General features: G+C 46.2%; 23 protein-coding genes. 19 read left to right on the top strand and 4 right to left on the bottom strand.

Features of this window, described 5'->3' with window-relative positions; translation table 11 throughout:
• Window positions 1-15 precede the first annotated feature (15 nt).
• The 9 genes from sufD (at window position 16) to yunB (ending at window position 9,373) form a co-directional block, all read left to right on the top strand.
• Complete coding sequence (gene sufD, locus CVD19_RS20280; protein WP_101585002.1) at window positions 16-1,320, top strand: Fe-S cluster assembly protein SufD; 1,305 nt, start codon at window positions 16-18, stop codon at window positions 1,318-1,320.
• Window positions 1,320-2,549, top strand: a complete 1,230-nt coding sequence (locus tag CVD19_RS20285) for a cysteine desulfurase (protein WP_101585003.1) — start codon at window positions 1,320-1,322, stop codon at window positions 2,547-2,549. The genes sufD and CVD19_RS20285 overlap by 1 nt, the downstream gene beginning before the upstream one ends.
• Window positions 2,539-2,976 (top strand): Fe-S cluster assembly sulfur transfer protein SufU, encoded by a 438-nt coding sequence (sufU, locus tag CVD19_RS20290; protein ID WP_101585004.1) that lies wholly within the window; start codon window positions 2,539-2,541, stop codon window positions 2,974-2,976. Before CVD19_RS20285 ends, sufU begins: the two co-directional genes overlap by 11 nt.
• A 104-nt stretch (window positions 2,977-3,080) precedes the next feature.
• Window positions 3,081-4,478, top strand: coding sequence for a Fe-S cluster assembly protein SufB (sufB, locus tag CVD19_RS20295; RefSeq protein WP_101585005.1), 1,398 nt, complete (start codon window positions 3,081-3,083; stop codon window positions 4,476-4,478).
• 136 nt (window positions 4,479-4,614) lie between these two features.
• Complete coding sequence (locus CVD19_RS20300) at window positions 4,615-5,463, top strand: DUF72 domain-containing protein (protein ID WP_101585006.1); 849 nt, start codon at window positions 4,615-4,617, stop codon at window positions 5,461-5,463.
• Window positions 5,464-5,508: 45 nt separating this feature from the next.
• Window positions 5,509-6,891 (top strand): bifunctional metallophosphatase/5'-nucleotidase, encoded by a 1,383-nt coding sequence (locus CVD19_RS20305; protein WP_101585007.1) that lies wholly within the window; start codon window positions 5,509-5,511, stop codon window positions 6,889-6,891.
• A gap of 57 nt (window positions 6,892-6,948) precedes the next feature.
• Window positions 6,949-7,251 (top strand): YunC family protein, encoded by a 303-nt coding sequence (locus tag CVD19_RS20310; protein WP_101585008.1) that lies wholly within the window; start codon window positions 6,949-6,951, stop codon window positions 7,249-7,251.
• Between the two features lie 199 nt (window positions 7,252-7,450).
• Complete coding sequence (locus CVD19_RS20315) at window positions 7,451-8,566, top strand: HD-GYP domain-containing protein (protein WP_101585009.1); 1,116 nt, start codon at window positions 7,451-7,453, stop codon at window positions 8,564-8,566.
• A 51-nt stretch (window positions 8,567-8,617) separates the two neighbouring features.
• Window positions 8,618-9,373: a sporulation protein YunB gene (gene yunB / locus CVD19_RS20320; RefSeq protein WP_101585010.1), complete on the top strand. Its 756-nt coding sequence runs from the start codon at window positions 8,618-8,620 to the stop codon at window positions 9,371-9,373.
• Window positions 9,374-9,588: 215 nt separating this feature from the next.
• On the opposite strand, the gene CVD19_RS20325 is transcribed toward yunB, so the two are convergent.
• Complete coding sequence (locus CVD19_RS20325; RefSeq protein ID WP_101585011.1) at window positions 9,589-10,602, bottom strand: M23 family metallopeptidase; 1,014 nt, start codon at window positions 10,600-10,602, stop codon at window positions 9,589-9,591.
• Window positions 10,603-10,764: 162 nt separating this feature from the next.
• Between CVD19_RS20325 and lipA the strand changes: the two genes are divergently transcribed.
• Both lipA and CVD19_RS20335 read left to right on the top strand, forming a co-directional pair.
• Window positions 10,765-11,685, top strand: a complete 921-nt coding sequence (gene lipA, locus CVD19_RS20330; RefSeq protein WP_101585012.1) for a lipoyl synthase — start codon at window positions 10,765-10,767, stop codon at window positions 11,683-11,685.
• A 165-nt stretch (window positions 11,686-11,850) separates the two neighbouring features.
• On the top strand, window positions 11,851-12,126 hold the full coding sequence (locus CVD19_RS20335; RefSeq protein WP_101585013.1) for a YutD family protein: 276 nt from the start codon (window positions 11,851-11,853) through the stop codon (window positions 12,124-12,126).
• A gap of 48 nt (window positions 12,127-12,174) precedes the next feature.
• Here CVD19_RS20335 and CVD19_RS20340 read toward each other — a convergent pair whose 3' ends face one another.
• Complete coding sequence (locus tag CVD19_RS20340) at window positions 12,175-12,441, bottom strand: DUF3055 domain-containing protein (RefSeq protein ID WP_101585014.1); 267 nt, start codon at window positions 12,439-12,441, stop codon at window positions 12,175-12,177.
• A 252-nt stretch (window positions 12,442-12,693) separates the two neighbouring features.
• Here CVD19_RS20340 and CVD19_RS20345 point away from each other — a divergent pair, with 252 nt between their 5' ends.
• The 3 genes from CVD19_RS20345 to CVD19_RS20355 all read left to right on the top strand — a co-directional run bounded on the left by CVD19_RS20345 (window position 12,694) and on the right by CVD19_RS20355 (window position 15,386).
• On the top strand, window positions 12,694-13,995 hold the full coding sequence (locus CVD19_RS20345) for an EAL domain-containing protein (RefSeq protein WP_101585015.1): 1,302 nt from the start codon (window positions 12,694-12,696) through the stop codon (window positions 13,993-13,995).
• A gap of 88 nt (window positions 13,996-14,083) precedes the next feature.
• Window positions 14,084-14,521 carry a DUF86 domain-containing protein gene (locus CVD19_RS20350; RefSeq protein WP_101585016.1) on the top strand — a complete coding sequence of 146 codons (438 nt, stop codon included), beginning with the start codon at window positions 14,084-14,086 and terminating at the stop codon, window positions 14,519-14,521.
• A 97-nt stretch (window positions 14,522-14,618) separates the two neighbouring features.
• Window positions 14,619-15,386 carry a TIGR01457 family HAD-type hydrolase gene (locus tag CVD19_RS20355; RefSeq protein WP_101585017.1) on the top strand — a complete coding sequence of 256 codons (768 nt, stop codon included), beginning with the start codon at window positions 14,619-14,621 and terminating at the stop codon, window positions 15,384-15,386.
• Between the two features lie 113 nt (window positions 15,387-15,499).
• Here CVD19_RS20355 and CVD19_RS20360 read toward each other — a convergent pair whose 3' ends face one another.
• Window positions 15,500-16,003 carry a phosphatidylglycerophosphatase A family protein gene (locus CVD19_RS20360; RefSeq protein ID WP_101585018.1) on the bottom strand — a complete coding sequence of 168 codons (504 nt, stop codon included), beginning with the start codon at window positions 16,001-16,003 and terminating at the stop codon, window positions 15,500-15,502.
• A 191-nt stretch (window positions 16,004-16,194) separates the two neighbouring features.
• Here CVD19_RS20360 and yutH point away from each other — a divergent pair, with 191 nt between their 5' ends.
• From yutH to thrB, 4 genes are all read left to right on the top strand, one after another.
• Entirely contained in the window at window positions 16,195-17,211 is a 1,017-nt protein-coding gene (yutH, locus tag CVD19_RS20365; protein ID WP_101585019.1) for a spore coat putative kinase YutH, read from the top strand.
• A gap of 169 nt (window positions 17,212-17,380) precedes the next feature.
• Complete coding sequence (locus tag CVD19_RS20370; RefSeq protein ID WP_101585020.1) at window positions 17,381-18,679, top strand: homoserine dehydrogenase; 1,299 nt, start codon at window positions 17,381-17,383, stop codon at window positions 18,677-18,679.
• On the top strand, window positions 18,676-19,737 hold the full coding sequence (gene thrC, locus CVD19_RS20375) for a threonine synthase (RefSeq protein ID WP_101585021.1): 1,062 nt from the start codon (window positions 18,676-18,678) through the stop codon (window positions 19,735-19,737). The genes CVD19_RS20370 and thrC overlap by 4 nt, the downstream gene beginning before the upstream one ends.
• The gene (gene thrB / locus CVD19_RS20380) at window positions 19,734-20,684 is read left to right on the top strand and encodes a homoserine kinase (RefSeq protein ID WP_101585022.1); all 951 of its coding nucleotides are present in this window, start codon (window positions 19,734-19,736) and stop codon (window positions 20,682-20,684) included. Before thrC ends, thrB begins: the two co-directional genes overlap by 4 nt.
• A gap of 57 nt (window positions 20,685-20,741) precedes the next feature.
• Here the strand turns inward: thrB and CVD19_RS20385 are convergent, their stop codons facing one another.
• Entirely contained in the window at window positions 20,742-20,978 is a 237-nt protein-coding gene (locus tag CVD19_RS20385) for a NifU family protein (RefSeq protein ID WP_101585023.1), read from the bottom strand.
• A gap of 152 nt (window positions 20,979-21,130) precedes the next feature.
• On the opposite strand from CVD19_RS20385, the gene CVD19_RS20390 reads away from it, so the two are divergent.
• The gene (locus CVD19_RS20390; RefSeq protein ID WP_101585024.1) at window positions 21,131-21,457 is read left to right on the top strand and encodes a YuzD family protein; all 327 of its coding nucleotides are present in this window, start codon (window positions 21,131-21,133) and stop codon (window positions 21,455-21,457) included.
• Window positions 21,458-21,727 lie beyond the last annotated feature (270 nt).

Below are 21,727 nucleotides of genomic sequence, written 5' to 3' on the forward strand. Positions count from 1 at the left end.
ATTAGGGGGATCGCAATGACTACAGAAACGAAATTGCCGTTTGGCCAGGAGTATGTTACTTCCTTTTCAAAGGAAATGGGTGAACCGGAATGGCTGACTGATTTTCGGGCCCAATCGCTTGCAAAAGCCGAAACTCTTCCTATGCCAAGGCCGGACAAAACGAAAATAGATAAATGGAATTTTACACAATTTGAAAAATTGCTCGTGAAAAGCGAGGCGTTTGCAACACTTGATGAACTGCCTGAAGAAGTGAAGGCTCTCATTGATGCTGAATCAAGCAAGAACTTATATATTCAGCGCAACAACAAGCCTGCCTATTTGTCATTGTCCAAAGACTTACAGGACAAGGGTGTTGTGTTCACCGATATCTTTACAGCCGCACGCGAACATGGAGACTTGCTGAAAAAGTATTTCATGACTGCGGTAAAAGCGGATGAACACCGGCTGACTGCACTCCACGCAGCTTTTGTAAATGGTGGGGCTTTCCTTTATGTCCCGAAAAATACCGAGATAACAGAGCCGATCCAATCCATTTTTGTCCACGATGACAGAGAGGCAAACCTGTTCAACCATGTACTTGTTGTGGCTGAAGATAATAGCTCGGTCACTTATGTTGAAAATTATCTTTCAACTGTGGGTTCTGCTGACAGCCTGTCCAACATTGTGACAGAAGTCGTTGCGAACGCCAACGCAAAGGTACAGTATGGCGCGGTTGATAATCTTGCCAAGGGAATCACAACCTATGTTAACCGCCGCGGCGTTGCCGGCCGGGATGCGCGCATTGAGTGGGCGCTCGGTCTGATGAATGATGGAAATACTATTTCAGAAAATGTGACACATCTTGTGGGCGATGGTTCTTTTGGCGATACAAAAACTGTAGTCATCAGCCGGGGAGACCAGATCCAGAACTTCACCACGAAGGTTATCCACTTTGGAAAGCATTCCGAAGGGTATATTTTAAAGCATGGTGTCTCGAAAGACAGCGCAACATCCATTTTTAATGGCATTGGCAAAATCGAGCACGGAGCAAGCAAATCCAACGCTGAACAGGAATCAAGGGTGCTGATGTTAAGCGAGAAGGCCCGCGGGGACGCGAACCCGATTCTTTTGATCGACGAAGATGATGTAACAGCAGGCCATGCCGCATCAGTCGGGCGTGTTGACCCGATCCAGCTGTATTATTTAATGAGCCGCGGCATACCTAAAGCAGAAGCAGAACGCCTTGTTATACACGGCTTCCTTGCACCAGTCGTAAACGAACTTCCGATCGAAGGCGTTAAAAAGCAGCTGGTGGAAGTTATCGAAAGGAAAGTACGGTAATGAACGCGCTTGAGATCCGTGAGTTGTTTCCGATTCTCCATCAGGAAGTCAATGGAAAACCCCTTGTCTATCTGGACAGCGCGGCAACTTCACAAAAGCCGGTCCAAGTGATCGATGTCCTGGAGAAATATTACCGTGAATACAATTCTAATGTTCACCGGGGTGTCCATACACTCGGAACAAAGGCCACTGACGGGTACGAAGGTGCCCGCGAAAAGGTCAGGAAATTCATTAATGCGAAATCGATTGAAGAAATCATTTTCACCAGGGGTACAACTACTGCCCTGAACATTGTGGCAAATAGCTATGGGAGGGCAAACCTCGCTGCCGGTGATGAAATCGTGATTTCCTATATGGAGCATCACAGCAACCTCATCCCGTGGCAGCAGCTTGCCAAACAAACTGGAGCCACACTCAAATATTTGCCGCTTCAGGACGATGGATCCATCTCTGTTGAAGATGTGCAAAAAACAATTACGCCAAACACAAAAATTGTTTCGGTTGTTTACGTTTCAAATGTACTGGGCGTAATTAACCCAATAAAAGAAATCGCCAGGATTGCCCATGAAAATGGCGCTGTCATGGTTGTTGACGGGGCCCAGGCAGCACCGCATCTGAAAGTCGATGTCCAGGAGCTTGGCTGTGATTTCTTTGCCTTTTCAGGACATAAGATGTGCGGACCGACCGGCATCGGTGTGTTATATGGCAAAAAACAGCTGCTTGAAAACATGGAACCGGTGGAGTTCGGCGGTGAAATGATTGATTTTGTTGACTTGTACGATTCCACCTGGAAGGAGCTTCCCTGGAAGTTTGAAGGTGGTACTCCGATTATTGCAGGAGCAATCGGACTTGGTGCCGCCATCGACTTTTTACAGGAAGTCGGCTTGGAGAACATTGAGGCCCATGAGCATAAACTGGCAGCATACGCAATGCAAAGAATGTCTGAAATTGAAGGTGCAACGATTTACGGTCCAAAGGATGCTGCAAAACGTGCCGGCGTAATCACCTTCAATCTGGCTGATGTCCATCCGCATGACGTCGCGACCGTCCTTGACGCTGAAGGCATCGCCGTCCGTGCCGGACACCATTGCGCCCAGGTGCTGATGAAATGGCTGAAGGTGTCAGCAACAGCGCGCGCCAGCTTCTATCTGTACAACACGGAAGAGGATATTGACAAGCTTGTTGAAGGGCTTGTCAAAACAAAGGAGTATTTCAGCGATGTCTTTTAATAATTTGGATACCCTTTACCGCCAGGTGATTATGGACCATTATAAAAACCCGAGAAATAAAGGTGTTTTAGAGGATGGAAGCCTGACCATCAATATGAATAATCCAACCTGCGGGGACAGGATCCAGTTAACGATGAAAGTAGAAGACGGAAAGGTTGCCGATGCCCGCTTTGAGGGCGAAGGCTGTTCCATTTCAATGTCATCAGCCTCAATGATGACCCAGGCAATCAAGGGAAACAGCATTGAGGATGCTTTAAAGCTGTCAAAGGTGTTTTCAGACATGATGCAGGGTAAAGAATATGAAGACGGCCTTGATTTAGGTGATATTGAAGCACTTCAGGGAGTGTCAAAATTCCCGGCGAGAATCAAATGTGCCACTTTAGCCTGGAAAGCAATGGAGAAAGGCTTAAGCACAGAAAAGAATTGATATGGAACAATTCCCCACGGAAATCGCTGCTATAACTTGTGGAACAATTATAAAAGCAGGAATGAGTCATTCGTTCCCCGCTAAATGAATGGAGGAATACGACGATGGCTAAAAAAATGCCTGAAATCGGTGATTATAAATATGGCTTTGCCGATAGAGACGTTTCCATCTTCCGGTCTAAACGCGGTTTAACCCGTGAAATCGTAGAAGAAATATCAAAGATGAAACAAGAGCCGCAATGGATGCTGGACTTCCGCCTGAAGTCCCTCGAGCATTTTTACAGCATGCCTATGCCGCAATGGGGCGGAGACCTTGCTTCTTTAAACTTTGACGAGATTACGTACTATGTAAAGCCTTCTGAAAAAACAGAACGGTCTTGGGATGAAGTGCCTGAAGAAATCAAGCAAACCTTTGATAAACTGGGCATTCCCGAAGCTGAACAAAAGTATTTGGCCGGGGTATCTGCCCAATATGAATCCGAGGTTGTTTATCATAACATGCAGGAAGATCTTGAAGCACAGGGCATCGTGTTTAAAGATACCGATTCAGCCCTTAAGGAAAACGAGGATATTTTCCGCGAACATTGGGCGAAGGTAATCCCGCCGACTGATAACAAGTTTGCAGCTTTAAACTCGGCAGTATGGTCCGGAGGATCTTTCATCTATGTCCCTAAAGGGGTAAAAGTTGAAACTCCACTGCAGGCATATTTCCGAATCAACTCTGAAAACATGGGACAGTTTGAGCGTACACTGATCATCGTTGATGAAGGCGCACATGTCCACTATGTTGAAGGCTGTACAGCACCAGTGTACACAACTAACTCACTCCACAGTGCAGTCGTTGAAATCATCATTAAAAAAGGCGCTTATTGCCGTTACACGACAATCCAAAACTGGGCGAACAATGTTTACAACCTCGTAACGAAGCGTGCTGTTTGTGAAGAAAACGCCACAATGGAATGGATTGACGGAAATATTGGTTCCAAGCTGACAATGAAGTATCCTGCCGTCATTCTGAAAGGCGAAGGAGCGCGGGGCATGACCCTGTCCATTGCGATTGCAGGCAAAGGGCAGCACCAGGATGCAGGAGCAAAAATGATGCACCTGGCGCCAAACACATCGTCCACGATTGTGTCCAAATCGATCTCCAAGCAGGGCGGCAAGGTAACGTACCGCGGCATCGTGCATTTTGGACGCAAAGCGGACGGCGCCCGTTCCAATATCGAGTGCGATACGTTAATCATGGATAACAAATCTACTTCAGATACTATTCCGTATAATGAAATTCTGAACGACAACATTTCACTTGAGCACGAAGCAAAAGTGTCCAAGGTTTCCGAAGAACAGCTCTTCTACTTGATGAGCCGCGGAATTTCCGAGGAAGAAGCGACCGAAATGATCGTCATGGGCTTTATCGAGCCATTCACGAAAGAACTGCCAATGGAATACGCAGTCGAAATGAACCGCCTGATCAAGTTCGAGATGGAAGGCAGTATCGGTTAATAGCTGCAACAAAAATCCGTCTGCTATGAGCAGGCGGATTTTTTCTGCATGTTTTGATTAAACTCATTTTGGGGAATTATTTTAAACAGTCCTTATCAGTACGCGTATGCTAAGATTGTGGTATGGAGGTGGACGGATGATCACCATTGGTTTGACTGGCTGGGGAGACCATGACAGCCTGCATGGGAGCAAGGTAGCCCCGCGCGACAAATTGAAGGAGTATGCCAGCTTTTTTCCCACGGTTGAGGTAGATGCCTCTTTTTATGCGATTCAGCCAAAGCGGAATTCCTCCAAATGGATCGGGGAGACACCGGAATCGTTTCAATTTATAGTGAAGGCATACCAGGGGATGACCGGACACCAGCGCGGTGAAATTCCTTTTAACGACAAAGCTGAAATGTTCTCTGCCTTTAAAGATTCGCTGGCACCGTATATTGAGGCCAACAAGCTGGCAATGGCATTATTTCAATTCCCGCCATGGTTTGATTGCCAACGAGAAAACGTCGAATATCTCCGCTGGTGCCGGGATCAGATGGGGGATTTGCCATGTGCGCTTGAATTCAGGAACCAGTCGTGGTTTGCCGGTGAAATGAAGGAAAAGACTGTGGAATTCATGAAACGGGAAAAATGGATTCACAGTATTTGTGACGAACCACAGGCAGGCGTTGGGTCTGTACCGACTGTGCTGCAAGCGACAACTGAGGATAAGGTCCTTGTCCGTTTCCACGGCCGGAACACACATGGGTGGAATAAGCAAGGCGGGGGCCAGAATTGGCGTGAAGTCCGCTATCTTTACCGGTATAACCGGGAGGAACTGCAGGAGTGGGCTGTTAACTTAAAAAAACTTGAAGAGCAATGTGAACATGTTTTTGCTGTTTTCAATAATAATTCAGGCGGAGACGCAGCAGATAACGCCCAGCAGATGCTGGGAATTCTGGATATCGATTACTCCGGTCTTGCACCGAGGCAGCTGGATTTATTTTAGCATAGCGGCAAACAGACTTGAGGTAGTGAAAGAGGATTGAGGAAAATGGAGATTCTCCATATTTACCATACGAATGATTTGCACAGCCATTTTGAACATTGGCCCACAATATCAAGTTTACTGACAGAACGAAGAAAATGGCACGAACAAGCAGGTGATGAGGTTCTGGTATTTGATATCGGGGACCACATGGACAGGTGGCACCCTTTTTCGGATGCGACAAGAGGCAAAGGGAATTGCCGGCTGCTTAATGAAGCAGGCTATGATGCTGTCACCATCGGCAATAATGAGGGGATTACACTTTCATACGAAGACCTGGACATCATGTATGAGAAGGCAAACTTCAAAGTGCTGGCAGCTAATCTGTACCGGCAAGACGGAAAGAGGCCGGAATGGGCAATTCCTTCTGCAATGTACATAACCAGGACGGGCACTCGAATTGGCGTAATCGGGCTCACAGTTTTTTTCGAGCACTTTTATGAATTGCTGGGATGGAAATTAACAGAACCGTTTAATGAGCTGAAAAACGTCCTTAAGGAACTAAGGGGAAAAACGGATATCATTATCCTGCTGTCCCATCTTGGGATTCATGACGATGAGGCAATTGCAAGGCACTTTCCGGAAATCGACGTCATCCTCGGAGGCCATACACATCATCTCCTTCATGAAGGGAAGGAGATTGGCAACTGCCTCCTTGCAGCTGCTGGGAAACATGGATTATTTGCCGGGCACATAACACTGGCAATTGATACAGGAACAAAGAAACTAGCTGGCAAGAAGGCCATATTATATGACGTGAATGATCTGCCCGCTCCCATGGATGAAAAGGAGCAGATTGACCGGCTATACTCTGCCGGTAAATCATTGCTTGAAGATTCGGTAATTAATCTGCCGATAGCTCTCCCGGCGGACCATTTCAAAGATTCACGCCTGACCGGACTGCTATGCCAAGGGCTTAAGCAATGGTGCGATGCAGATTGTGCACTGGTGAACGCAGGATTGCTGCTGGATGGTCTCCCGGCAGGGACAGTCACACATTTCGATTTGCTTTCAATCTGCCCTCATCCAATCAACCCCTGCACAGTGGAACTGACGGGAGCCGAATTAAAGGAGGTCCTCCTTCAATCCCGCGACGAAAAATGGCCCCATATGCAAATAAAAGGGCTCGGCTTCAGGGGAACCGTCATGGGCAAGATGATATATGACGGCATCGAATTCAAACGGGAGCTTCCCGCAGCTGAGGGAATCAATATTATGGGCGCTCCTCTTGATATTGAAAAGAGGTATAAACTGGCAATACCTGACATGTTTACGTTTGGGCGCTTTTTCCCTGAAATTTTCCGGGCCAAAAAGAAACATTATTGGTTCCCGGAATTTTTGCGGGATGTACTCAAGTGGAAAATCCTACAGGAATTCGGGGAAGGTTAAAAAATATCACGATTTCTCCTTTCATGACATAAATTGTAATGGAAGGAGTGATGGCCAATGATCGAAATGTCGCCGCTTCAGCTTAACGGCCATACATTTTTGAGCATAACTGTAAGGCTGCCAAAGACAAACTTGCTTGTCATTACAAGTGAAAAAGGATATATCATGTGCGGGGCTCTGGATGTTGCTTTATTAAATGAAAAACTGAAGGACCGGAAAGTGATCGCAGGCAGGGCTGTCGGTGTCAAAACGATTGACGAACTGCTTCATGCCCCGCTGGAGTCTGTCACCTGCGAGGCTCAAAACAGAGGCATATTTAAAGGGATGGCAGGCTCGGAAGCATTGATGAAAATGATTTAAAAAATTGAAAGCAGCCCAGGCTGCTGTTTTTTTGTATTTAACGTGAATGAACTGTTAATCGCTGGATCTCGATGCTAAGTGTAACGTCTTTTTTAATTGTTCCTCATTTTTTGTCCTGTGATATAATAAAATTGAAAAATATGTCGCATTATGTAATATTTTCTTGCAAAATAAATTTTAAAAAAAGCAGGAGAGAACAATGAGATTGGTTGCAACGGCTTCCGTGGAAGCGGGAACAAGGCTTGGCAAAATAATATTCAATGACAAAGGGCAGGTCCTGCTTAATAAAGGGGCCGTGTTGAACGGAAGTATCATTGCACGGCTACTTGCTTTTGGCATTAATTATATTTATATACTGGATGATGAGACTGAAGATATCATAATAAAAAATTCAATTTCAGATTCGTTGAGGAAGAGGGCTGTTGCCGAAATTGAATCTTCTTTTAAGCAAGTACACTCTGATAAACTCGTTTCCAGTTCAGTTACATTAGAAAATGCCGCCCGCAATTTTAAACAATTGATCCGGCAGTTATTGGACGAAATAAACAGCAGCAAGGAATTGCTCACGTTGCTGTCGGATGTTTATATTCACGATAACTACATTTTCTCCCATTCTCTTAACGTGACGATGTATGCCTTGGCGATCGGGATGGAAATGAGGCTTCCGCCAAAAGACCTCGAAACACTCGGCCTTGGGGCGATTCTTCATGACGTGGGAAAAATGCTTATACCTTATGAAATCCTGTCCAAGCCCGGAAAGCTGACAGGGGATCAGTTTGCCGCCGTACAGAAGCATGCTGAAGATGGCTTCGATCTGCTGAGGCAGATCCAGACCGTGCCTCTGCTGGTGGCACATTGTGCGTACCAGCATCATGAGAGAATCGATGGATCCGGCTACCCGCGCGGCCTTATAGGCAATGAAATCCATGACTTCGGCAAGATCCTGGGAGTTGCGGATGTGTTTGATGCAGTCACTTCGAACCGGGTGTACCGGCCAGCAATGCTGCCGCATGAAGGGCTGGAAATTCTGTTTGCCGGGGCTGGACACCAGTTTGAGCATAATGTTGTTGACGCGTTTCGAAGGGCAGTGGTGATTTACCCGGTTGGCTTGACAGTCGAATTGAATGATGGAAGAAAAGGCGTCGTGTCAGCACAGAACAAGGACATGAGCGAACGGCCGGTTATCAGGATTTTGGAAGAACAGGGCGAAAAGGTAGCGCCATATGAAATTGATTTAAATACGGCCCTTTCTTTAATGATCACCGGTTGTGACACAACTTTTCAGAGGAAAGCTGAAACTAATTTTATTTTATAGCCTAGTTCCCCCCTTCACGGCATAATATAGCTTGTAAAGGGGGGATTTTTGTTGGCAAAATTTCGCGGCCGGATGCCGCGGAGGGGTCCGCTGCCTTTTCGCTATGTATTGCTGCTGACTTTTGTTTTTTTTCTATTCTCAACTGCGGCAGGATTATGGATTATTAATGAAGGAATTAAACCGACGCTGATGAGCTATGCAAAATCCCAGACAGGGAATATCGCGACGCTTGTGATCAACAGCGCAATCGATAATGATGAGATTTCCAATATGGATATTAACGATGTTCTTGAAATTCAGACAAATCAGCAGGGGCGCACATCAGTTAAGTTGAACGCGCAAAAGGTTAACCAGGTTCGGGCAGAAGTAACGAAGCTCGTACAAAAGAATTTAGTGAAGGCAGAAAGAGGACAACTGGAAGCTTTAGAATTGGAGCATTCGGTTGATTTTGAAACCGAAGAAATGATTGAAGGTGACGGCATTGTGTTCTATGTACCGCTCGGACAGGCAACGAACAATGTCCTGCTCGGGAATCTGGGTCCGGAAATACCAATTAAATTCACTGCCATCGGCGAGGTCGATGCTGATGTAAAATTGAAAACTGATGACCCTGGAGTCAATAATATATCAGTTGAGGCATGGATAGAACTCGAAGTGAATGTCCAAATCATTATCCCGTTTGCTACCGGCATTACAACGATAAAAGACGAGATTCCATTAGGGGCGATCGTGTTTGAAGGAGAGGTTCCGTTGTATTATAACGGCGCGGGCGATTCTGCTCCATCGATCCAGCTACCTGGAGAATAAAGCCTATAAACAAAGAAAGCGGCAGGGACACATTGGATGGACCTGCCGCTTTTTTTCTATTTAAACATAAGAATGTATAAAATTTTTAGTTAGACCAGTGTCCAGCTCCAGCGCCTAGCCCCTCGGGTCATAAGCCACCTCACTACGGAAATCAGGATTATCCTCCGTGATGCGTCTTATGCCTGTCGGGGCTGGACAAGGCGCTTGCGCTTTTCTTATTTCCTGGCTTTCTGCCGATCCTGCCGTTCCCATAATCTCAAGTGTGAGTACGGGTCAAACGACCACTCGGTTTTACCGTTGTCTTTATATATGCCATAATGCAGATGCGGCGGAAACTTTCCGGAAGTTCCGGGAGGGCCGTAACCCGAGCTTCCAACCCCTCCGATTACCATTCCGGGTTCAACTATTTGCCCGACTTTCAAGTCTTTGGCGAACCCGCTGAGATGGGCATAATAATGATAGTTATTGTTGATATCCCGGATGCCGACACGCCAGCCGCCGTACCTGTTCCACCCCTTCATCTCAACGATTCCATACCCTGTGGCCCTTACTGGGACACCGTACGCCGCGAAAATATCAGTGCCTTCGTGGATCCGGCGCCCTCCCCAGCCCCGGGCATCTCCCCATGTATTTCTGTAGCTATGATTGCTCCTTAAGGGCATAGGGAATGCGTGTTCATCAAGGTCAAGGCGTCCGAAGTGCCTGTAAATCTTTGCTTTACCGGTGATGATGCCCACAGTTTTGTCTCTTTTGTAGTAATCCCAAAGCCCGATTTTTATGTTGTCATGATCGGTACCGTAAGCAAGCAGGTACTGTGCAAAGGCATGAAGGACATCCTCATCATCGTTTGGATTTGCCTTCCCATCTCCATTGCCGTCAAAGCCCATGCCATCAAAAAACTGAATGGAGGAAGGGTTTTGGTCTGATGGATTGGGATTGAGCAAACCGGCCCATTCCTCAGGCTTAAAGTATATTCCCGACAGTCCTTCAGGCTTTGGCAAATCCCGTCTCGCCTGCCGGACATTTCTTTCATATTGGTCAATAGCAGCCATGTAATACCACGGGATATGAGTGACAGCTTCAACCTGTCTGTACAATTCCATTCTTTTTGGGTAGGCATCTTCGTCTGCGGCGCAGGCTTTATGCAAAGGTATGAAGCATGGAATGGACAGAAGAATGGCTATAAGAAGAACTCTCACAGGACTCCTCCCTTCATCGATTTTGTCCATGTTAGTTTGTGAGAAAGCAGGAAATAAATAAATACCAAATAATTGTAATCAGAAGCTGTCCGGCTTGTTCTGAGTATTTCATTATGTTAAAGTGACAACAGAACATGTCCGGGCCAAACAAAAATCCTGGACAAAATTTGATTTTTTCAGGAGTGAAAAAACATGAGCAGCAAAGAGGAAATCATGAGAAAGCCGGAATGGCTGAAAATAAAGCTGAACACCAATGAGAATTACACCGGATTAAAAAAGATGATGCGCGAAAAAAATTTACATACTGTGTGTGAAGAAGCAAAATGCCCGAATATTCACGAATGCTGGGCTGTGAGAAGGACTGCCACTTTTATGATCCTCGGTGATGTTTGTACCAGGGCATGCCGCTTTTGTGCCGTCAAAACCGGTTTACCGAATGAGCTTGACTGGAAAGAGCCGGAGCGGGTAGCAGATTCTGTCAGCTTAATGAATTTAAAACATGTAGTGGTGACAGCTGTTGCCCGGGATGACCTAAAAGACGGCGGTTCTGCTGTGTTTGCTGAAACCGTCCGGGCGATCCGCAGGAAAAACCCGTTCACCACGATAGAAGTGCTGCCATCTGATATGGGAGGCGTCTATGAAAACCTGCAAACACTCATGGAAGCCAAGCCTGACATTTTAAACCATAACATAGAAACAGTTAAAAGGCTTACCCCCAGGGTGAGGGCCAGGGCTACATACGAGCGTTCTCTTGAATTCCTCCGCCGCGCGAAGGAAATTCAGCCAAACGTGCCGACAAAATCCAGCATCATGATAGGGCTGGGGGAAACAAAAGAGGAGATAGTCGACGCAATGGACGACCTCCGCGCCAACCAGGTTGATATCATTACAATCGGCCAATACCTCCAGCCAACGAAGAAACATTTAAAAGTCGTCAAATATTATCATCCCGAGGAATTCAAAGAACTGAAGGAGATTGCCCTTTCAAAAGGATTCAGCCACTGCGAGGCAGGCCCGCTTGTCAGATCTTCCTACCATGCAGATGAACAAGTCAATTCTGCTGCAAGGCAAAAGCAGTTATTGGGAGAACAGGAAGCAAAGGAAGCTTTATGATCATGACCATTTAAAGTTCAGCAATGCAACGGCTGGACTTTTTTGATTTAATGATTCCTAGATTTCCTCGCTTTTGTTAGGTAATTAGAAGTGATTTTTTCTTAGAAATTGATGGAGAATAAGTTATAATTTAAAACAACAGTGTTTGTAAAAAGAGGTGATAGTATGGTCTGCATCAATAATATTTGCTATGAATTGGTCGAGGAACAGCGGAATGGTTTTAACGAGGACGCTTTCCGCGCACGATACAGTGAGATCATGACAAGGTATGACTACATTGTCGGGGACTGGGGTTACGGTCAGCTGCGGCTCAGGGGATTTTTTGATGACCAGAACCAAAAAGCGACCTTCGATACGAAAATAAGCACCCTCAGCGAATATCTTTATGAGTATTGCAATTTTGGCTGTGCCTATTTCGTCGTTAAAAAGGTGAAAAAATAATCGAGAGGACCGATACGGTCCTCTTGTATTTTATAGAGCATCGGAATCTTAAACGACCTCCATCAGGAATTCACGCAGTTCAGCCGCATCTTCCTCGTTCAATTGAAAGGCATACTCCAGATAGCCTTCCTCTTGTAAATCATCCTGGCCAATAATGGCAAAACGGCTGCCCTGAAGATCAAGAACCAGCTGTTTTCCGTAATGCCTGCTTGTTTGGACAATCGCCAGGTCAAAGCGCTGGTTTTCCCCCATAAAGCTTACAAAACGGGTTTTTGTTTCCTCTGTATCATCATATAAAAAAAATCGGTCTGCCATGATTATTCCTCCTGACTTCAACTCTATTGTGGAAGCTACCTCAAGATTAGTCTTCTTATTAAGATGCCGGTCCAGCATGCGATCTATTTTCCGTCAGCTTCAGTCCTATATTATTTTATCAGAATTGATCCTGAAATCCTTGAATGTCCACAAAAATTACTAATTTTTACTAGGAAAAAATCTCTGATTTGCTAAACTATGGTACAATAATAGAACAAATATCTAAGCTGCTCCTCGAGAGGAATGAAACCTATGGCCCGTCGGTTTACCGGGATGATGAAAAACTGGCTTGGATGGGGTAAGCTATTTTTGCCTCACCCGTTAATACGATATTATCCTCCGCAGTTCATCATACGCAACCCGATTGTTGCCGGAGTGAAAAAGAGCTTTAAAGCCGGCTGTGAAGCCGCTGTCATTGCTTATACTTTAAAAAATAGCCGTGAGCTGGCCGAGCAGCTAGGGGAAAATTATCAGGCCTGCCTCAGTCTCTTAAAAAGGCATTTCAGGGAAGCAGTGCAAAATGAGATTGATCACAATGATATTATTGTCCTCCATGACTTTTATTGTGACACTCTGAACCTGGTCATCAGGATTGACCATACCCGCCATTGTCTATCCGACATTGATGCCATAATCAAAAAAATTATTCGTGAAACCGAGAGCCGTCTTTATAAAGAATACCCTGAAATCGTGCCGGTTTTTGAAACAGGCTACATATTTGTTGACAAAAAACACCATTCAGTACACGAGGCGGTGGCCAAGGCGCACCGGCAGGCGTTTGCAATCGCTGAAAAAAGGGCAGACTCCGATTTTAACCAAATGGTTTTTACTTTAACGGGAATTGTATCAGAGAGAAACATCCGGCTTCTCGCCCAGCCCATCATTGATGTTGCAACTAAACAAATACGGGCCTGGGAGATGCTGACCCGCGGGCCAGAAGGATCGGCCCTTGAAAGTCCGCTTCACTTATTTTCTGTTGCAAGGCAAACCGGCCATCTTTATGAGCTTGAAATGATTGTTCTGGAGAAAACCTTTCAGCAGATCAAACTGACCGGTTGCAGCCATGATATTTTTATTAATTTCACTCCTGTCACACTTGGCAGCAAACACTTCCTGCGGGATCTGAAAAAAATACTTGCCATGTATAAGGGCATATTCCCGGGACAAATTACGATTGAAGTGACTGAAAGAGATTCAATCGAAGGAATCGACAATTTTGTTTATAATATTAAGGTACTCAGGGCCATGGGATTTAAAATTGCCGTCGATGATACCGGGGCAGGCTATGCAAGCCTGAATACAATCAGTGAAATTATGCCGGATATTATTAAGATTGACCGGTCTGTCATTCAAAATATTGATAAAAATTCGGTAAAGGAATCGATGCTCAAAGGCTTGATATTGATTGCGAGAGAAGCAGGGTCACTGGTCGTGGCCGAAGGGATTGAAAGTGCGGAAGAAGCCTCCGTCCTTTCAAGGAATAATGTCGATTTGGCCCAGGGATATTTTTACGCCCGTCCCGGGATGCTTCAGAAGCGGATGGCGTCTACGTAACATGGGTAGTAAAATAGCATGGAATGCAATTCAGGCACCTTATGTTCAATAACCGCTAGCAGTTCAGGCAATAATGGAGGGACCGACAGTGTACTTTGTAGATCGCCAAATGATCGAAACGACGCTTGATTTCTTGGACAGGCAGATTTCTTTTTTTGAGGGGCAGCAAAAATGGGATACTTTATTGGAGAAAGCCGCATTGGAACGGCTTGCCCATACAATAATAGAAGCTGTGCTGGATGCGGGAAACGCGATGATAGATGGTTTCATAATGCGCGACCCTGGAAGCTATGAAGATATTGTTGAGATTTTAACAGATGAGAAGGTCGTTACGCCGGAACTGGGCTCAAGTCTCAAGAAACTGATCCAATTCCGTAAATCCCTTGTCCAGATGTATACGGAAGTGGATCACCAGGCACTAATTCAGGCATTTACGGATGAACTGGCATTGCTGAAACAGTTTTCTCCAAAAGTGCGGAGTTATTTGACGAATGAATTGGGCCCTGTTTCAGCCTTTAAACAATAGATTTTCCCGAGAGGCCGCGAACGGGTCTCTTTCTGTTTTTACACCATCATTCTAATAAAATGAAGAAACGGGCAACATATCATGAGGAGTGATCAACATGAAAAAATATAAAGGATATTTAATCGATTTGGATGGAACCATGTACCGCGGGACTGAAAAAATTGAACAGGCCTCAGATTTTGTACACAAGCTGATTGATAAAGGGATTCCTTATTTATTTGTGACCAACAATTCTTCTCGTACACCGGCCCAGGTTGCTGAAAAGCTGCGCGGCTTTGACATCCCGGCCACGGAGGATCAAGTGTTCACGACCAGCCAGGCAACCGCCAACTATATTTATGAACGAAAAACAGATGCTTCTGTTTATGTGATTGGGGAAGAGGGGATCCGGACAGCGCTGGCTGAAAAGGGTTTTAAGTTCACGGGGGAGGATGCGGAATTTGTCGTGTCCGGCATTGACCGCGGCATCACTTATGAAAAACTGGCTGTCGGCTGCCTTGCGGTACGTAATGGAGCCACATTTATATCCACTAATGGTGACATTGCCATACCTACCGAGAGGGGGTTGCTGCCAGGGAATGGTTCATTAACCTCTGTCATCGCTGTGTCCACCCAGACTCAACCCATTTTCATCGGAAAACCTGAATCCGTCATTATGGAGCAGGCTTTAAAAGTGCTCGGCACAGATAAGGAAGACACATTGATGGTTGGGGATTATTATGATACAGACATTCTCGCCGGAATAAATGCCGGCATGGATACTCTCCTGGTCCATACCGGAGTGACGACAAAAGAGCTTTTGGCGGGATACGAACAAATACCTACATACACTGTCGATACGCTTGATCAGTGGGAAGTTCTGTAAATGAAAAGGACTGGCCAGCAGTAATTCCGGCCAGTCCTTTTTCATAGCAGCGGTTCGAAAAAAACGCCGCGCAATGCTGTCAGGGTCTTGCATAATCTTCCGGAAGGGCAGCATTATTCGGTATTAGCAGCCCTGTGGGCAAGGCGGCTTGAAGCGGCCGCTGCGATGGCGCCGACCAGGTCATCGAGGAATGTATTGCATTTTCCGGTCGATTTATCGTTCAACTTTTCAAGGATGCCTGGTTTTTGCTTGTCGATATATCCATAATTGGTGAACCCAATGGAACCATAAATGTTAACAATTGAAAAAGCCAATATTTCATCGATGCCGTACAGGCTTTCATCAGTGGCAATGATAGATTGCAGAGGTTCGCCAAGTTTGCCCTCCTCCGCGAGTATATCAAGCTGTATCCCTGTCAATATCGCATTTTGGACTTCCCTTTTGGCAAGGACCCGTTCGACATTCTCCAAACAGTCCTCCATCTTCAGGTCAGTGTGGTATTTTTCCTGCAAATAATAGACAAGCTCAGCAATATGTTCTATTTCTACGCCTCTTTCATGAAGCCATTTCCGCGCAGTTTCTTCTGTCATGTGGATTGCTCTTTTTTTGGGTTCCATCAACGTCACCTTTCTTTTTCAAATAACATCCTAGTAAATAAATTATTCTGCATAATCAAAATCGTGAGAGTTGCACTTAATTCCTCCTTTAATCTTTCCCCGGCCGCCAGCTGTTCATAACCAAACGAAAACAAGTTTCTTCAGCCAGACACATATATTAGTTACATATGCAAAAAAATGGGGTGGTACCTATGTTCCAAAAAATGCTTAAAAATAATTACGGCATCCAGCCTGAAACCGAGATCACGTTCGGGAAATTCCGTGGTTTTAAGTCAAACAACAACCTTTATTTGATTATGGACGTGACCGGGCGAAAGGAGCAGGAAATAAACGAGCTTAACAGGATGGCCCAGCACCTGCAGAACAGGGGTGACAGGGAAGCGGCGAAGTTTTTACTGACAAAGGAAGGGAATATCGTTTGTAAGTGGGAAAAAAACAGCTATTGCCTTATGGCGGGGAATGGGCTTAAAACCCCTCAGCACAACAGAATCGGCCGCAAACTGGCAAAGTTCCATGCACGGGGGCGCAATATTCCCTTCCGTGTGGAGCATGTCAGCCGTGTTGGGCAATGGAAACAGTATTGGGAGATGCGGCTGGACCAAATGGAGAGTGTGTGGAATGGAAAGCTGTTTATCGAGCCCGAAAATGAATTCGAGCGTATGTTCCTGGAATCCTTTCCATATTATATGGGGCTTTCGGAGAATGCGATCCAATATCTCGTTGACACGGAAATGGATGATGAGCCGCAGGAGGTGGACCATGGAACAGTCTGCCATGAGCGGTTTTCAACAGAGGCATGGGGCACAAGCTATGCCGTAAGAAACCCTTTTGACTGGGTCTATGATCATGCAGGCCGGGACATTGCTGAGTGGATCAGGGAACGCTACTTTTACAATATCCAGACAAGCCAGCTTGAGATCAGGCAGTTCATGATGGAATACCAGGCCATCAGCCAGCTGTCTTCTTTTTCATGGCGGCTGCTGTATGCCAGGCTCCTTTTCCCGCTTCATTTCTTTGAATGTGTTGAAAATTATTATATGACCACATCTGAACAGCAAAAAAACTATTTGCAGGACAAACTGGAGAAATTTTTAAAACAGACGGGGGAGCATGAGCAGTTTTTAGGGCGATTTTTTCAACTCGCAGAAGCGCCCGCCAGGTACCTTAAAATACCGTCAGTGGATTGGATTGCCAGGCAAGTGCATTAGCGATAAAAATTTTTCACAAAAAGAATGCAGCGTTTTTAATGAAGTAAACGGTTACATTGGTATTTTGAAATTATTTATCCCTTGTAATTAGTGATTTGCACTCGTATAATGTCTACTATATAAATACAAATGTTCATTCAGAGAGAACAAGTGTAGAGGGGAGAACGAAATGAAAGCCATCGCTATCGGATTGCTTGGACTGGGAACAGTCGGATCGGGTGTCGTAAAAATTGTGGAAAACCATCAGGATAAATTGATCCACCAGGTGGGATGCCCGGTAAACATCAAAAAAATTCTGGTCCAGGAGCCAGCAAAAGAAAGATGCGTCAAAGTGGATCCCGGTTCGTTGACGTCCAATCCTGATGATATCCTGGATGATCCGGAGATTGATGTTGTTATTGAAGTGATGGGCGGGGTCGAGAAAACGAGAGGATACTTGCTCAAAGCTTTGAACAATAAAAAGAATGTGGTCACAGCCAACAAGGATTTAATGGCTTTATACGGCTCAGAGCTGTTGACCGCGGCTTCAGAAAATGGCTGTGATTTATTCTATGAGGCAAGCGTGGCAGGGGGGATCCCCATTTTAAGAAGCCTTGTCGACGGCCTCGCGTCAGACCGGATCACGAAAATGATGGGGATTGTCAATGGAACAACCAATTTTATTTTAACGAAGATGAGCAATGAGGGTCTCGCCTATGCATCCGTTTTAAAAGAAGCCCAGGAGCTTGGCTATGCTGAAGCGGATCCTGCCGCGGATGTCGAAGGGCTGGATGCAGCGAGGAAGATGGCGATTCTGGCGACACTCGGATTTTCAATGAAAATCGATCTTGATGATGTCAATGTCAAAGGGATTACAGCAATAACGGAGGAAGACTTGCGTTATGGAAAACAGCTTGGCTATACGATGAAACTCATCGGGATTGCCGACCGTTCCGGTGATAAGGTGGAGGTAAGCGTGCAGCCGGCCCTGCTCCCCGATGCCCATCCACTTGCCTCGGTCAATAATGAATATAATGCAGTGTACGTTTATGGAGAAGCGGTTGGCGAAACAATGTTTTACGGTCCCGGTGCCGGCAGCCTTCCGACGGCGACCGCGGTTGTATCCGACCTTGTCGGCGTTGTGAAGAACCTCCGGCTCGGGGTGAATGGCAGCAGCGCAGTCACCCCCCAGTACGAAAAGAAACTGAAGCAGCCTGAGGAAGTTTACTCCAAATATTTTTTGCGTCTTCTCGTTAAAGACCAAGTAGGAGTGTTCGCTGAAATCACCTCAATTTTTTCGGCACACAGCGTAAGTTTCGAAAAGATTTTGCAGCTGCCTGTAAAAGAACAGGGACTGGCGGAAATCGTTCTGGTTACACACCACTCTTCTCTCAAAGACTATGAAGATATATTAATGGAGCTGCGGGATATGGAAGCAGTCAATCAAATCAAGAGTTCGTACCGTGTGGAAGGAAGTGTAAGGCAGTGAAATGGAATGGCCTGCTAGAAGAATATAAAGAATTTCTACCTGTTACAGATAAAACACCAATGCTTACCCTGCATGAGGGAAATACTCCATTGATCCACCTTAAACGGCTTTCCGAGGAATGGGGTATTGCACTCTATGTTAAAACAGAAGGGACCAACCCAACAGGTTCTTTCAAGGACAGAGGGATGGTAATGGCCGTGGCGAAAGCAGTTGAGTCTGGGAGCAGCACGATCATCTGTGCCTCAACCGGCAATACTTCAGCAGCTGCAGCGGCCTATGCCGCCCGGGCAGGAATCCGCTGCATCATTGTCATACCCGAAGGCAAAATCGCGATGGGGAAACTGGCCCAGGCGGTTATGTACGGGGCTGAAGTCATCTCCATTGAGGGCAATTTTGACCAGGCGCTGAAAATGGTCAGGGCCATCAGCGAAACAGAGCCGGTCACGCTTGTCAATTCCGTGAACCCGTACCGGCTTGAAGGGCAAAAAACAGCTGCATTCGAAATTTGCGACCAGCTTGGCTCTGCCCCTGACATCCTGGCGATCCCGGTTGGGAATGCCGGAAATATCAGTGCTTATTGGAAAGGGTTTAAAGAATATAACGAAAAAAGGGGAACCGGGCTTCCGAGGATGATTGGCTTTGAAGCGGAAGGCGCAGCCGCCATCGTCCACAACCGGGTGTTCGAGAATCCTGAAACGATCGCAACAGCCATCCGGATTGGCAATCCTGCCAGCTGGGATCTCGCTGTGAGGGCAGCAGATGAATCAGGCGGCAAAATCGGGGAGGTTTCTGATGAGGAAATCCTGGCGGCATACAGGAAGCTGGCAAAAACGGAAGGGATATTTGCCGAGCCTGCATCCTGTGCCAGTCTTGCCGGGATATACAAACTCATTAAAGCAGGTGAAATTCCGCCAGGTACGAAAGTGGCAGCAGTGTTAACAGGTAACGGGCTGAAGGATCCCGCCACAGCGATTGACTGCAGTGAAGCTAAACCGGTGCTGCTGCCGAATGACGAAAGTGCTGTGATTGGCCATATCCGCGGGGTTGTCCATCAATGACCGTCCGCAGCCTGCGTGTGAAGGTGCCGGCTAGCTCGGCCAACCTGGGGCCTGGCTTTGATTCTGTCGGGCTGGCCCTGAAGCTGTACCTGACGGTGGAAGCAGAGACAAGCAGCAGTTGGGAAGTCCATGCCCTTGCCAAAGAACTGCAAAAATTCCCTCAAGATGAACGCCACTTTATTTGCCAGATTGCGATCAGGACAGCTGCCATTTATAAAAAGGAAATGCCGCCGCTGAGGCTTGTGGTGGACAGTGAGATTCCGCTCGCACGGGGCCTCGGCTCAAGTGCGGCTGCGATTGTAGCGGGAGTGGAGCTTGCCGACCATTTCTGCCAGCTTGGATTGGACAAGAATGAGAAACTATCAATTTCATCACGAATAGAGGGACACCCAGACAATGTAGGGGCCGCCCTGTTCGGAGGGCTTATTGTAGGCTGTGAGATAAATGGAGATGTAGAAATTACTGCGTTCAACCATCTTGAGCTGGAAGCGGCCGTGGTGATCCCAGCTTCTGAGCTGCTGACAGAAACCTCTCGGGAGGTGCTGCCACGGCTGCTGGAATTTCAAAGAGCTGTCCAGGGCAGTGCTGTTGCAAACCAGTTTCTTGCTGCAGTGTTGAGTGGCAACTGGGCGCTCGCAGGAAGAATGATGAGCCACGACCTTTTCCATCAGCCGTACCGCAGAAGCCTTGTCCCTTATATAGACAGCATTGAAAAACAAGCCGTTGCTTTTGGGGCGTTCGGTACAGCGTTGAGCGGCGCCGGTCCCTCAATCATCTGCCTTGCCGAGGTAGGGAAAGGTGAATATCTCGCAGCATCACTTCAAAAAAACTTTCCGGATACGCAAGTATTGAACCTGGCCATTGACCGGAAGGGGAGCCATGTAAGTTCCGGTGCAATATTAAAGGACAGCCAGGACGTCATGTACAAAGAGAACCAGGAAGCATAAACAAAAAAAAGCGGTTCTGCCGAAATGGCAAAACCGCTTTTATTATTCAATAGTAGATTAAAATACTTGTTCTACCTCGACAATACCGGGAACTTCTTCTAAAAGGGCACGTTCGATTCCGGCTTTTAATGTAATCGTCGAGCTCGGGCAGCTTCCGCAAGCGCCAAGCAAACGAAGTTTTACAACGCCGTCTTCTACATCAACCAATTCGCAGTCTCCGCCATCACGAAGAAGGAAGGGGCGCAATTTATCTAATACTTCCTGAACTTGTTCTTGCATTTCCAGTTCTGTCATGTTAATCGACTCCTTTCATAATATTTATTATAATCACATCGCATCGAAAAATCTATTGTTCAATCCGAAAAACCACTAAACAACAGTTTTTCTTATGCAGGCCCCATTCCTTATAGTACAATATAAAGAAAATGCCATTGGGGGTAGCGTGCATGGGGAGAAAAGAGGTTGAAATTATCGTTTATGGGGCAGATCAGCTCTGTCCAAGCTGTGTCAATCTTCCCTCTTCAAAAGAAACATACGACTGGCTGGAAGCCGCGATCAGCCGGAAGTTTGCAGGCCAGCCATTTAAAATTTCCTATGTTGATATCTATAATCCTCCAAATGATGAACATAGACAAAGCTTTGCCAGGAGAGTCATAGAAGAAGACATGTTCTATCCTGTGGTCCTGCTGGAAGACAGAGTAGTGGGGGAAGGGAACCCGCGCTTAAAAACCATTTTTGCAGAAATGGAGAAGTATGGCTACCAAGCTGTATAACCTTGAGAATTGGAGAAACATGGCTAGCGAGCTGTATAACCTTGAGAAACATGCTACCGAACTGTATAAGCTTGAGATTTGGAGAAACATGCTAGCGAGCTGTATAACCTTGAGAATTGGAGAAACATGCTACCGAGCTGTATAACCTTGAAATTTGGAGAAGTATGCTTACCAAGCGGAATTACCGCGAGATTTAGTTGCGGGGTCAGGGAAAAAATCACATCGCTTAATTTAAACCACTTTTCGCTTAATTCACCATTGTTTTCGCTT

It is taken from the genome of Bacillus sp. T33-2 (assembly GCF_002860205.1).
GTDB lineage: Bacteria > Bacillota > Bacilli > Bacillales > Cytobacillaceae > T33-2.

Bases quoted from the DNA above. Each gene is read 5' to 3' on its own strand.
- sufD (WP_101585002.1), top strand. From the start codon at position 16: ATGACTACAGAAACGAAATTGCCGTTTGGCCAGGAGTATGTTACTTCC.
- CVD19_RS20285 (WP_101585003.1), top strand. From the start codon at position 1,320: ATGAACGCGCTTGAGATCCGTGAGTTGTTTCCGATTCTCCATCAGGAA.
- sufU (WP_101585004.1), top strand. From the start codon at position 2,539: ATGTCTTTTAATAATTTGGATACCCTTTACCGCCAGGTGATTATGGAC.
- sufB (WP_101585005.1), top strand. From the start codon at position 3,081: ATGGCTAAAAAAATGCCTGAAATCGGTGATTATAAATATGGCTTTGCC.
- CVD19_RS20300 (WP_101585006.1), top strand. From the start codon at position 4,615: ATGATCACCATTGGTTTGACTGGCTGGGGAGACCATGACAGCCTGCAT.
- CVD19_RS20305 (WP_101585007.1), top strand. From the start codon at position 5,509: ATGGAGATTCTCCATATTTACCATACGAATGATTTGCACAGCCATTTT.
- CVD19_RS20310 (WP_101585008.1), top strand. From the start codon at position 6,949: ATGATCGAAATGTCGCCGCTTCAGCTTAACGGCCATACATTTTTGAGC.
- CVD19_RS20315 (WP_101585009.1), top strand. From the start codon at position 7,451: ATGAGATTGGTTGCAACGGCTTCCGTGGAAGCGGGAACAAGGCTTGGC.
- CVD19_RS20325 (WP_101585011.1), bottom strand. From the start codon at position 10,602: ATGGACAAAATCGATGAAGGGAGGAGTCCTGTGAGAGTTCTTCTTATA.
- lipA (WP_101585012.1), top strand. From the start codon at position 10,765: ATGAGCAGCAAAGAGGAAATCATGAGAAAGCCGGAATGGCTGAAAATA.
- CVD19_RS20335 (WP_101585013.1), top strand. From the start codon at position 11,851: ATGGTCTGCATCAATAATATTTGCTATGAATTGGTCGAGGAACAGCGG.
- CVD19_RS20340 (WP_101585014.1), bottom strand. From the start codon at position 12,441: ATGGCAGACCGATTTTTTTTATATGATGATACAGAGGAAACAAAAACC.
- CVD19_RS20345 (WP_101585015.1), top strand. From the start codon at position 12,694: ATGGCCCGTCGGTTTACCGGGATGATGAAAAACTGGCTTGGATGGGGT.
- CVD19_RS20355 (WP_101585017.1), top strand. From the start codon at position 14,619: ATGAAAAAATATAAAGGATATTTAATCGATTTGGATGGAACCATGTAC.
- CVD19_RS20360 (WP_101585018.1), bottom strand. From the start codon at position 16,003: ATGGAACCCAAAAAAAGAGCAATCCACATGACAGAAGAAACTGCGCGG.
- yutH (WP_101585019.1), top strand. From the start codon at position 16,195: ATGTTCCAAAAAATGCTTAAAAATAATTACGGCATCCAGCCTGAAACC.
- CVD19_RS20370 (WP_101585020.1), top strand. From the start codon at position 17,381: ATGAAAGCCATCGCTATCGGATTGCTTGGACTGGGAACAGTCGGATCG.
- thrB (WP_101585022.1), top strand. From the start codon at position 19,734: ATGACCGTCCGCAGCCTGCGTGTGAAGGTGCCGGCTAGCTCGGCCAAC.
- CVD19_RS20385 (WP_101585023.1), bottom strand. From the start codon at position 20,978: ATGACAGAACTGGAAATGCAAGAACAAGTTCAGGAAGTATTAGATAAA.
- CVD19_RS20390 (WP_101585024.1), top strand. From the start codon at position 21,131: ATGGGGAGAAAAGAGGTTGAAATTATCGTTTATGGGGCAGATCAGCTC.